Source organism: Sphingosinicella terrae, assembly GCF_003347635.1.
GTDB classification, from domain to species: Bacteria; Pseudomonadota; Alphaproteobacteria; order Sphingomonadales; family Sphingomonadaceae; genus Allosphingosinicella; species Allosphingosinicella terrae.
This window is the reverse complement of the sequence record NZ_QDFY01000005.1, coordinates 146,454-157,837: the sequence shown is the minus strand read 5'-3', so window position 1 is coordinate 157,837 and position 11,384 is coordinate 146,454. Positions and strand designations below refer to the sequence as shown.

Here is an 11,384-nt window from a genome sequence, read left to right as displayed (position 1 = left end):
GGAGCGGCCGGTGCTGCGGAGAAGCGGACTGTGGCCGCAATTGCCCGGCCGTGGCGGGCTCAGCCGTTGCCCTTCTTGCCCTTCTTCGCGCGCGGTCCCGCCGAGGCCGGCTCGCCGGCACGCAGGCCCTCCAGCCGTTCGCTGATCTCGGCTTCGCGCCGCATGGCGCGGACCTCGGCGAAGGCGGTCGCGCCGCTGCGGCCCACCGGACGTCCGGTCCCCGCTGCGGCCATCGCCCGGCTGAACGTCTCCTCGGCCCGCGCCGCCTTGCGCGCGACCGGGAACTCGCCCGCCGAGGAGGCTTCCTGTCGCGCCGCCTCGAAGGCGTCCAGCTCGGTCTCCATCTGTCTCTTGCGGGCCTCGATGTCGGCGAGACAGGCGTCGAGGCGACCAATCTCTTCGTCGGCTCGGCTCTCGACCGCCTGCAGGCGGTCGAGCTCGGCCTCGCATTCCATCTGTCGCGCGACCGTGGCCCGAGCGAGGTCTTCCCGGCCCTTGTCCATCGCGAAGCGCGCCTGCTCGTTCAGCGAAGCGATCTCATCGCGCACGATCCGCTGCTGCGCGATCGCCAGCAGCCGGCGCTGAACCGCCGCCTCCTGCTGCGCGCGCGTCTGATCGGCCGCATTGTCGACCTCGCGTATCGCCTGGCGCATCAGGCTCCCGCTGGTCGCTCGTTCGAGCCGGTCGACCGCGCTCTCACCGGTGGCCCTGATCACCCTGTGAAACCGTGAGAAAACCGATTCGCTCATCGTCCACCCCACTGCTGGCCAAGCGGGTCCGGAGGGGCCGCGCCTATCTGGCCCGTCCTAATCCTCGGCCCATTAAGCAGTCGTAAAGCGCTGGGACGGCCGGGCCCTCCGGCTTGCCTTCACCGGCGCACGGGCCTACATCGCGCGTCCGGTCGGGGCGTAGCGCAGCCTGGTAGCGCATCACACTGGGGGTGTGGGGGTCGCTGGTTCGAATCCAGTCGCCCCGACCAGTTGTCCGGCAAGGGAGCATCGGTTCGATGCTCCCTTTCGTTCTGGGCCCGGCTCGGCCCGGCTCGCGGCGATGTGCCTTGCCATCGCGTCCCGTAATTCTCGATCGCGCCGGCCGCGAAGCGGACTTCGCCGCTCGCTCGGATCATATCGGGACCCTTCTCCGGGGCCGGCTTGCCTTGGCAACCGCCCATCCCCATGATAGTCGCCACCCGCTTTTCCGGTCGAGCGCCTTTCGCGCCGCCCCGCCAATCCAGAGGGACGAATGTTCGAAACTGCAGCCTACGCCGCGAGTCCCGGCGCCGCTTCGGGCGGTGCCGCGACCTTCATGGTCCAATTCTTCCCGCTCATCCTGATCTTCGTCATCTTCTATTTCCTGCTCATTCGGCCCCAGCAAAGGCGGGTGAAGCAGCATCAGGCGATGATCGCCGCGGTGAAGGTGCGCGACACGGTCGTCACCAATGGCGGGCTCGTCGGCAAGGTCACCAAGGTCGAGGAGCATGAGCTCGAGGTCGAGCTCGCGCCCAACGTCCGCGTGCGCGTGCTCAAGGGCATGCTGAGCGACGTGCGTCCGCACGGCGCCAAGCCCGCCAACGACTGACGGCTGTCATGCTCGGTTTCCCGCGCTGGAAGGTCTGGCTGATTTCGCTGATCTGCGTCGTCGGCGCCTATTATTCCATTCCCTCCTTCCTTCCCGAACGGATCGCTCAGCAGATGCCGGGCTGGCTGGCGCCGCAGGTCAATCTCGGCCTCGACCTCGCCGGAGGCAGCCATTTGCTGCTCGAGGCGGAGACGAGCGGGGTGGCACGCCAGCGCATCGAGAATATGGAGGACATCCTCCGCCGCGAGCTCCGCCGGGAGGGCGTGCAATATGGCGAGGTGTCGACCCAAAACGGACGGCTGAGCTTCGTCGTCCGCAATCCTGCCCAGGTCCAGCGTGCCGTCGAGATCTCCCGGCAGCAGGCCCAGCCGACCGCCTTCGGCGGGAGCAGCGAATGGACCGTTCGCGCCGAAGGCAACCGGGTCAGCCTGACGCCGACCGAAGCGGGAATCTCCGCCGCGATCGATCAGGCGATGGACACCGCCCGCGACGTCATCGACCGGCGCATCAACGCGCTTGGCACGCTCGAGCCGACGATCATCCGCCAGGGGAGCGACCGGATCGTCGTCCAGGTGCCGGGCCTCGAGGATCCGGAAGCGCTCAAGCAGCTCATCGGCCGCACCGCGCGGCTCGAGTTCAAGCTCGTCGACCTCAGCGTCACGCCCGAGCAGTTGCAGTCCGGCCGTGCCCCGGTCGGCAGCCAGATCCTGCCTTATCAGGAGGGCGGTCAGGGCAATGGCCGGATCGCCGTCCAGCGGCGCGCGATCATCACCGGCGATCAGATCGCCAACGCCACCCAGGCCTTCGACCAGACCAGCGGCGCCCCGGTCGTCACCATCCAGTTCGACGGCACCGGCGCCCGGCGCTTCGCCCGGGTGACCCAGGAAAATGTCGGCCGGCCGTTCGCCATCATCCTCGACAATGTCGTCATCTCGGCGCCGAACATCAACGAGCCGATCCTCGGCGGATCCGCCCAGATCTCGGGCAGCTTCACGGTCGAAACCGCCAACGCGCTCGCCATCTCGCTGCGGTCGGGACGGCTTCCGGTCGAGCTCACCGTCGTTGAGGAGCGGACCGTCGGCCCCGACCTCGGCAAGGATTCGATCGAGCGCGGCGCCATCGCCATGGCGATCGGCAGCGGCCTCGTCCTCATCTTCATGCTGCTGACCTATGGCCGGTTCGGAGTCTATGCCGACATCGCGATCCTGCTCAACGTGGCTTTGATCCTGGGCGCGATGTCGATCATGAACGCGACGCTGACGCTGCCCGGCATCGCCGGCTTCGTGCTCACCGTCGGCGCCGCCGTCGACGCCAACGTCATCATCAACGAACGCATCCGCGAGGAGCAGCGACGAGGACGAAACGTGCTCCAGGCGATCGAGCATGGCTATAGCGAAGCGCAGTCGGCCATCTTCGACGCCAACATCACCAACGTCATCGCCGGCGCCCTGCTCTTCTACTTCGGCTCCGGGCCGGTGCGCGGCTTCGCCATCGTCATGATGATCGGCATCGTCACCTCGGTGTTCACGGCCGTCACCGTAACGCGCATGTTCGTGTCCTTCTGGCTGCGCAAGCGGCCGCGCGAGCTGGTCATTTAAGGGTCTTCCGACATGCGGCTGCTCAAGCTCGTCCCCGACAACACCAATATCGATTTCCTGAAATGGCGCGGCATCGCCTTCGCCATCTCGTCGCTGCTGATCGCTGCGTCGGTCGCGCTGATCGCGATCAAGGGCCTCAATTTCGGCGTCGACTTCGCCGGCGGCCAGGTGATCCAGGCCACCTTCCAGCAGCCGCCGGCGCTCGACGATCTGCGCGAGCGGATCGGCGATCTCGGCCACGGCGAGGCCGCGGTCCAGGAATTCGGCAGCCCCCGCAACATCTCGATCCGCATGCAGCTGCCCGACGAGGGCGGCGCCGAGGGCGCGAACCGGGCCGCTCAGGATGTCCGCAACGCGCTCGAGGCCGCCTATCCCGGTGCCCGTATCGACGCCGTGGAGACCGTGTCCGGAAAAGTGTCCGAAGAGCTCGTCCGGGCCGGCGGTCTCGCTCTGCTGCTGGCGATGATCGGCGTCTCCATCTACATCTGGATCCGGTTCGAATGGCAGTTCGGCGTCGGCGCGCTCTTCTCGCTGTTCCACGACGTCACGATCACCCTGGGCTTCTTCGCGCTGACCCAGATGGAGTTCGACCTCAACGTCGTCGCCGCCCTGCTCACCCTGATCGGCTACTCATTGAACGACACGATCGTGATCTACGACCGCATCCGCGAGAATCTGCGCAAGTTCCGCAAGATGGAGATAGCGCCGCTGATCAACCTGTCGGTGAACGAGACGCTGTCGCGCACGATCGCGACCAATCTCTCCATGCTGCTCGCTTTGGGCGCCCTGTTCTTCCTTGGGCCCGACGTCATCTTCAGCTTCACCGCGGCGCTGCTGATCAGCGTCATCATCGGCACCTATTCGACCGCCTATATCGCCGCCCCCTGGCTGATCTGGCTGAAGGTCACCTCGGACAGCTTCCTGCCCAAGGATCCCGTCAGCCGCGCCGAGCGGGGGCCGCGCAACGAAACCCCCGACGGGGCGCGGGTCTGAAGGCGCCGTGGCGCCGTCCTTCCAGCGCAGCCGTCCGGCCTCGGGCCCGCTCGTCCAGGGCTTCGCCGGCGGCGGCTTCTCGGTCGACGGAAAGGTCTATCCCGCTTTGCTGCTTACCCCCGAGCGGGCCGCGGCCTGGACGCCGCCCCTGCTCGCCGAGCTGCGGCCGGAGGACCTGCAGCCGCTGCTGGACCTGTCGCCCGCGCCGGAATTCATTCTCGTCGGCACCGGACCGGCCATGGCCTTTCCGCCGCGCACCTTGGTGCGCGAGCTCGAGAAGCGCGGCATCGGGGTCGAGGCGATGGACAGCCGCGCCGCCGCCCGTACGTGGGGCCTGCTGCGCGCCGAGGAAAGATGGATAGCGGCCGCGATCATGGGCCTGTGACGCGCCCTTTCATTGGCTGACGTGCCGCGACGAGCGCGCGAAGATGCGCCTCCAGTTCCTCGGCATTCCTGTCCCAGCTGAATTTCTCCGCGGCGCCGCGCACCTCGGCCTGCGGGGGCGGCGAAGCCAGCAAGTCGGCGACCGCGGCGACGATCGCCTGCGCATTGCGCGCGACGAGTCGGCCGGCCGCAGGGCGGTCGATGACATTGCGGGCGCCGCCGACGGCGCAGGTCACCACCGGCGTTCCGCAGGCCAGCGCCTCGACCCAGACATTGGCGAGCCCCTCGCTGGCGCTCGGCTGGACCGCGACGTCGGCCGCGGCGAGCAAGGCGGGAAGGTCCTCATGGGGCCTGACGCCGAGGATGCGGACCCGTTCCTGCACCCCGAGCTTGCGCGCCAGCCGCTCGAGCACCGGTCGGTCGGGCCCGCCGCCGACCAGGATCAAGCTCGCCTCCGTCAGCTCGGTCAACGCCTCGACCGCCAGCCGCTGGCCCTTGCGCTCCATCAGCGTCCCGACGGCGATCAGCAGGGGCCCGCTCATGCCGAGCGCCGCCTTCGCAGGCTTACGGTCGACGGGGCGGAACCGCTCCAGATCGATCCCGGTATGATGGACCCGGATGCTGTCGGCCGGCAGGCCGAGCGCGGCCATGTCGTCGCGCAGCGCCGCGCTGACGGCGAGCAGCCCGTCCGCGGCATGGCCCGCCGCGATGACCTGCGCGCGGGTGCGGGGCCGCATCGCCCAATAATGGATGTCGCTTCCTCGCGCCTTGATCGAGAAGGGAACGCCGAGCGCGCGGGCGAGCTGCATCGCCGCCGGGCCGTCGGGCCAGAAGAATTCGGCGTCGATGACATCGAAGGGGAAACGCTCCCGAATATCCTTCAGCCGCGGCAGCAGCGCCCGGGCGATCGCCGCGGGAGTCGCCGCGGCGCCGACCAGCGGCCAGACTCGATAGCGCGGACGATGGACCGCAAGGCCCTTCCATACCTCCCGCTCCGGCAGCGCCCGCAGCGGCGCATAATGGGGATGGTGCGAGAGCGGCCAGGGCGGCAGGCCGACCGGCGCTACCACTTCGACCGCCACCCCGGCGCGCGCCGCCAGACCGATCGTCTGCCGCTCCACGAATGGCCCCAGCGTCGGGCGGACCGCATTGGGGAACAAGGTCGAAAGGGTGAGCACCCGCAGCATCGCGCTGGCGCCTACCAGAAAAGGGCTGTGGCGGCGTTAATGGCCCGTTCGGCCTGGGTTCAGGCTCGGCCGGCCAGCTTTCCGGAGCGCCCTCCGGCAGCGGCTTGCTCGCGCTCGGCTGCTACGCGTGGAGAGGAGCGGAAATGCCGTAGCCAAGGACCGCATCACCCTCATCAAGTCCGCTTGGCCTCGCCCGAACCCTCAGCTAAGAAGCCCGCCATGCACAAGCTTTCCCGTCCGCTCGTCTGCCTCGTCGGCGCCGCCGCCATGGCGTCCCTTTCCGCCTGCGGCACGCTCGGCGGCGGCAATCGCGGCCGGACCGACACCCGCTATGTCGCGCGCGACGTCAACACCCTCTACAATGCCGCGTGGCAGCGCCTGCAGCGCGGCCAATATGCGGTGGCCGCGGCCCTGTTCGACGAAGTCGAGCGGCAGCACCCTTATTCGGTCTGGGCCCGCCGCGCCCAGCTGATGAGCGCTTTCTCTTATTACGCCGCCAACGACCATACCAAGTCGATCGACTCCGCTCGCCGCTTCCTGTCCATCCACCCGGGTAATCGCGACGCGCCTTATGCGCTCTATCTGATCTCGCTCAATTATTACGAGCAGATCAGCGACGTCACCCGCGATCAGGCGATCACCCGTCAGGCGCTGGACGCGCTGGGCGAGCTGGTTCGCCGCTATCCGACCACGCCTTATGCCGAGGATGCGCGGCTGAAGATTGACCTCGTGCGCGATCATCTCGCCGGCAAGGAGATGGAGATCGGGCGTTTCTACCAGCGGCGGGCCCAGTGGCTCGCTTCGGTGGTTCGCTTTCGCACCGTCATCGACGAATATCAGACCACCACCCATGCGCCCGAAGCGCTGATGCGCCTCACCGAATCCTATCTGGCGCTCGGCCTGCCGGAAGAGGCGCGCCGGTCCGCGGCCGTGCTCGGCGCCAACTATCCGGGCTCGCGCTGGTACGACCGCGCTTATGCGCTGATCCAGCGGCACGCGCCCGAGACGGCCGCGGCGGCCCCTGCCGAGACCGGTGGCACCCGATAGTCCCTGCCGGGAGGGAGAGGCCGAACCGCTTCTCCTCCACTTATGCTGACCGGTCTCTCGATCCGCGACGTCGTTCTCATCGAGACGCTCGACCTCGAGTTCGGGCCAGGGCTTGGCGTGCTCACCGGCGAGACCGGTGCGGGCAAGTCGATCCTGCTCGACGCGCTCGGCCTGGCGCTCGGTGCTCGCGCCGACAGCGCCCTCGTCCGCAGCGGCCAGCCCCAGGCGTCGGTGAGCGTCGCCTTCGATCTGCCCGAACGCGACCAGGCCCTGGCCTGGCTCGAGGAGAACGGGCTCGCCGGAGAAGCGGGCGAGCCGCTGGTCATTCGCCGCCTGGTCAAGGCGGACGGCGGCAGCCGCGCCTTCGTCAACGATCAATCCGTATCGGCCGGTCTGCTGCGCGAGCTCGGCAGCCTGCTCGTCGAGATACATGGGCAGCACGACGATCGCGGGCTGCTCAATCCGCGCGGTCATCGCGCCCTGCTCGACGACTATGGACGCATCGACGCCGCTCCGGTCGCGGCGGCGTGGCGGCGGCTGCGCGAGGCCGAGACGGCTCTGGCCGAAGCGCAGTCAGCCCGCGACGAGGCGGAACGCGACCGCGAATGGCTCGAACATGCGGTCGCCGAGCTGTCGAAGCTCGACCCGCAGCCGGGCGAGGAGGAAGTCCTTGCCGGCCTGAGAGCGAGCATGCAGGCTGGCGCACGCCTCGGCGAGGAGCTGGCGACGGTCGAAGCCCTGTTGCAGGGCTCGGAGGGCGGGCTCGCCCAGCTCCGCCAGGCGGCGCGGCGGCTCGACCGCATCGCCGCGGAGCATGAGCTGCTCGCCCAGACCCTCGCGGCGCTCGACCGCGCGGTGATCGAGGCATCGGAAGCGGAAAGCCTGCTCGAGCGAGCCGGCGAGGCGCTGGCCTTCGATCCGGCCCGTCTGGAGGATGCGGAGACGCGGCTGTTCGATCTTCGCGCGCTGGCGCGAAAGCATCGTGTCGAGGCGGATGCGCTGCCGGCGCTGCGCGAGACGCTCGCCGCGAGGCTCGCATCGCTCGAGGCGGGCGAGGCCGGGCTCACCGCTCTGGAGACGGCGCAGGACGAGGCGCGGCGCGCTTATGACGACGCCGCGGCGGCCGTGAGCGAGGCCCGTCGTCAGGCCGCTGCGCGGCTCGACGCGGCGGTGGCGGCCGAACTGGCGCCGCTGAAGCTCGATGCGGCTCGCTTCCGGACGATCGTCGGCGCGGCCGATCCCTCGGCAACCGGGTGCGACCGCGTCGAGTTCGAGGTCTCGACCAATCCCGGCGCCCCGTTCGGGCCGCTGGTGAAGATCGCCTCGGGCGGCGAGCTGTCGCGCTTCATCCTGGCGCTCAAGGTTGCGCTGGCCGAGGAAGGGGCGCGGCGGACGATGATCTTCGACGAGATCGACCGCGGCGTCGGCGGCGCCGTCGCCAGCGCGATCGGCGAACGGCTCCACCGGCTGGCCGCCGCCGGCCAGGTTCTGGTCGTCACCCATTCGCCGCAGGTGGCCGCGCGCGGCGCGAGGCACCTGCTCATCGAAAAGAGCCATGACGGCCTCGTCACCCGCACCAGCGTCGCCGCGCTGGACCCGGCGCGGCGCCGCGAGGAGATCGCGCGGATGCTGTCGGGCGCACAGGTAACCGAGGAAGCGCGGGCGCAGGCCGAACGGCTGCTGGAGGCGGCATGATCGGCGAGCCGATCCCGGTCTCGCAGGAGGGCGCGGGCGCCGATTTCGAGAATCTCCTGGTGGCGCCGGAAGGCCGCGGACCCCGTCCCGGAGTGCTCGTCTTCCCGACGATCATGGGCCGCTCCGATCTCGAGCTCGGCTTTGCCCGGCGACTGGCGGAGCGCGGCTATGCGGCGATGGTCTGCGACCTGTATGGCAAGGACAGGATCGGGCTCGGCCGCGAAGAATGCCGGCCGCTGATGAACGCGTTACGCGCCGACCGGCCGGCGCTGCAGGCGCGGCTGCGCGAGCGGCTGGCGCTTCTGCACGGCAGGCCGGAAGTCGATCCCGGCCGGATCGCGGCGATCGGCTATTGCTTCGGCGGCCTGTGCGCGCTGGATCTCGCCCGCACCGGCGCGGACCTGCGCGGCGTCGCCAGCTTCCACGGCATCCTCGCCCCGCCCGGCAATCTCGACGGCGTGCCGATCGCCGCCCGAATCATCGCCTTCCACGGCTGGGACGATCCGCTGGCCCCGCCCGACGACGTCGTCGCGCTCGGGCAGGAACTCAGCCGCGCCGGTGCCGACTGGCAGCTGCACGCTTATGGCGGCACTTCGCATGCCTTCACCAACCCCGGCGCCCAGGATGCGGAACACGGACTCCTCTACAATCCGGTTGCCGAGCGCCGGTCTTGGAAGTCGCTCCTGAACTTTCTCGAAGAGATCTTCGAATGAACGAACAAGAGGCTGCGGCCGAGCTCGAGCGGCTGGCCGCCGAGATCGCCCGGCACAACCGGCTCTATCATACGGACGACGCGCCCGAGATCAGCGACGCGGACTATGATGCGCTGATCCGGCGCAACCGCGAGATCGAGGCGGCCTTCCCCCACCTGGCGAGGGAGGACAGTCCTTCCCGCGTGGTCGGCGCGGCGCCGGCAGCGCATCTGTCCAAGGTCCGCCACGCCTTGCCGATGCTCAGTCTCGACAATGCCTTCGCCGAGGAGGAAGTGGCAGACTTTATCGGGCGGGTACGGCGCTACCTCGCTCTCGGCGACCAGGCCGAGCTGGCCTTGACGGCAGAACCCAAGATCGACGGACTCTCCTGCTCTCTTCGCTACGAGAAGGGCATGCTCGCCCTCGCCGCCACCCGCGGCGACGGCACCACCGGCGAGGTGGTGACCGACAATGCCCGAACCATCGGCGACATCCCCCAGCGTCTCTCGGGAAGCGTGCCGGACCTGTTTGAGATACGCGGCGAGGTCTACATGTCGAAGGCGGATTTCGCCGCCCTCAACGCACGTCTTCTCGCCGAGGCCGAGGATTCGGCCAAGGCGCGGCAATTCGCCAATCCCCGCAACGCCGCCGCCGGCTCGCTCCGCCAGAAGGATGCTGCCGTCACCGCGTCGCGGCCGCTTCGCTTCTACGCCCATGGTTGGGGCGAGGTTTCGGCGCTGCCGGCCGAGACGCAGCTGGGCGTGATGCGGGCGATCGCCGGCTGGGGCGTGCCGATCGCCGACGATCTTGAGCGGTTCACCGACCTCGCCGGGCTCATCGGCCACTATCGCGGGATCGAGTCCCGCCGCGCCGACCTGGGCTTCGACATTGACGGCGTCGTCTACAAGGTCGACCGGCTGGACTGGCAGGAACGGCTCGGCTTCGTTTCGCGCGCGCCGCGCTGGGCGATCGCGCACAAATTCCCGGCCGAGAAAGCGGAGACGGTGCTGGAGGCGATCGACATCCAGGTCGGCCGCACCGGCAAGCTCACGCCGGTCGCCCGCCTCCGCCCGGTCAGCGTCGGCGGCGTCACCGTCACCAACGCCACCCTGCACAACAAGGACGAGATCGAGCGGCTCGGCGTGCGCGTCGGCGACCGCATCCTCATCCAGCGCGCCGGCGACGTCATTCCGCAGGTGCTGCGCAACCTCACGTCCGAGGAGGCGCGGCCGGCTTATGTCTTCCCCGAACTCTGCCCCGAATGCGGCTCGGAGGCGGTGCGCGAGGAAGGGGAAGTCGACGTCCGCTGCACCGGCGGTCTCATCTGTCCGGCGCAGCGGGTCGAGCGGCTCCGCCATTTCGTCTCCCGCCACGCCCTCGACATAGAGGGGCTCGGCATCACCCATATCGAGAGCTTCTTCCGCGACGGTCTGCTCCAGTCGCCCGCGGACATCTTCAAGCTCACCAGGGAGACCCTGCTCGGCCGCGAGCGCTGGGCCGAGATCTCGGCAGCGAACCTGATCGCCGCGATCGACGCCCGGCGCCGGCCCCCGCTTGACCGCTTCCTGTTCGCGCTCGGCATCCGCCACGTCGGCGAGGTCACGGCGCGCGACCTCGCCCGCCGCTATCGCAGCTGGGCGGCGTTCCAGGCGATGGTCGACTCGGCGCTGGCCATACGCGGCGAGATGACGCCCGCGATCGGCGAGGAGGAGCGAAAGTTCCTCCAGCGGCGGGGCAAGGCGGTGGTCGAGGCGGTCGGCACGCCGAATATCGGCCCCGAGGTCGCCAATGCCCTGCTCGACTTCTTCGAAGAGCCGCACAATCGCGAGGTGATCGCCGATATCTTCGCGGCCGGCGTGGCGATCGAGGACGTCGTCCACGAGACGAAGGAATCGCCTGTGACCGGCAAGACGATCGTCTTCACCGGAACCCTCGAGGCGCTGTCGCGTGACGAGGCGAAGGCACAGGCCGAGGCGCTGGGGGCGAAGGTGGCGGGATCGGTCTCGGCAAGGACCGACCTCGTCGTCGCCGGTCCGGGCGCAGGCTCGAAGCTCAAGAAGGCCCAGGAGCTCGGTATCGAGACGACCGACGAAGCCGGCTGGCTGAAGATCGTGGCGGAAGCGGGCGGTTAGGCACGCTGCCACGCACCTTGTCCGCCCGCCTGCGCCACGCCGGGGTTTGCGCTGCAAACGCCATATGCTAGGTTCGGT

At 69.2% G+C, this 11,384-nt stretch carries 10 protein-coding genes and 1 tRNA gene; 9 read left to right on the top strand and 2 right to left on the bottom strand.

From position 1 onward, the window contains the following. Positions 1-59: 59 nt before the first annotated feature. The gene (locus DDE10_RS12725) at positions 60-749 is read right to left on the bottom strand and encodes a PspA/IM30 family protein (RefSeq protein ID WP_114953153.1); all 690 of its coding nucleotides are present in this window, start codon (positions 747-749) and stop codon (positions 60-62) included. A gap of 153 nt (positions 750-902) precedes the next feature. On the opposite strand from DDE10_RS12725, the gene DDE10_RS12720 reads away from it, so the two are divergent. From DDE10_RS12720 to DDE10_RS12700, 5 genes are all read left to right on the top strand, one after another. Then, positions 903-979 (top strand) — tRNA-Pro (locus DDE10_RS12720). A 263-nt stretch (positions 980-1,242) separates the two neighbouring features. After that, positions 1,243-1,578 (top strand): preprotein translocase subunit YajC, encoded by a 336-nt coding sequence (yajC, locus tag DDE10_RS12715; RefSeq protein WP_114953152.1) that lies wholly within the window; start codon positions 1,243-1,245, stop codon positions 1,576-1,578. Between the two features lie 8 nt (positions 1,579-1,586). Continuing rightward, positions 1,587-3,176, top strand: a complete 1,590-nt coding sequence (gene secD, locus DDE10_RS12710) for a protein translocase subunit SecD (protein WP_114953151.1) — start codon at positions 1,587-1,589, stop codon at positions 3,174-3,176. 12 nt (positions 3,177-3,188) lie between these two features. Continuing rightward, positions 3,189-4,169 (top strand): protein translocase subunit SecF, encoded by a 981-nt coding sequence (gene secF / locus DDE10_RS12705; RefSeq protein ID WP_114953150.1) that lies wholly within the window; start codon positions 3,189-3,191, stop codon positions 4,167-4,169. Between the two features lie 7 nt (positions 4,170-4,176). Then, positions 4,177-4,554, top strand: a complete 378-nt coding sequence (locus tag DDE10_RS12700) for an Mth938-like domain-containing protein (protein ID WP_114953149.1) — start codon at positions 4,177-4,179, stop codon at positions 4,552-4,554. On the opposite strand, the gene DDE10_RS12695 is transcribed toward DDE10_RS12700, so the two are convergent. Then, on the bottom strand, positions 4,541-5,740 hold the full coding sequence (locus DDE10_RS12695) for a glycosyltransferase (RefSeq protein WP_114953148.1): 1,200 nt from the start codon (positions 5,738-5,740) through the stop codon (positions 4,541-4,543). The genes DDE10_RS12700 and DDE10_RS12695 overlap by 14 nt on opposite strands. 219 nt (positions 5,741-5,959) lie before the next feature. On the opposite strand from DDE10_RS12695, the gene DDE10_RS12690 reads away from it, so the two are divergent. From DDE10_RS12690 to ligA, 4 genes are read left to right on the top strand one after another with little or no spacing between them, the layout of a single operon-like run. Further along, the gene (locus DDE10_RS12690; protein ID WP_114953147.1) at positions 5,960-6,787 is read left to right on the top strand and encodes an outer membrane protein assembly factor BamD; all 828 of its coding nucleotides are present in this window, start codon (positions 5,960-5,962) and stop codon (positions 6,785-6,787) included. 42 nt (positions 6,788-6,829) lie between these two features. Then, positions 6,830-8,482 (top strand): DNA repair protein RecN, encoded by a 1,653-nt coding sequence (recN, locus tag DDE10_RS12685; RefSeq protein ID WP_114953146.1) that lies wholly within the window; start codon positions 6,830-6,832, stop codon positions 8,480-8,482. Next, positions 8,479-9,195: a dienelactone hydrolase family protein gene (locus DDE10_RS12680; RefSeq protein ID WP_114953145.1), complete on the top strand. Its 717-nt coding sequence runs from the start codon at positions 8,479-8,481 to the stop codon at positions 9,193-9,195. The genes recN and DDE10_RS12680 overlap by 4 nt, the downstream gene beginning before the upstream one ends. Beyond that, positions 9,192-11,306: an NAD-dependent DNA ligase LigA gene (ligA, locus tag DDE10_RS12675; RefSeq protein WP_114953144.1), complete on the top strand. Its 2,115-nt coding sequence runs from the start codon at positions 9,192-9,194 to the stop codon at positions 11,304-11,306. The genes DDE10_RS12680 and ligA overlap by 4 nt, the downstream gene beginning before the upstream one ends. The last annotated feature ends 78 nt before the right edge of the window (positions 11,307-11,384 follow it).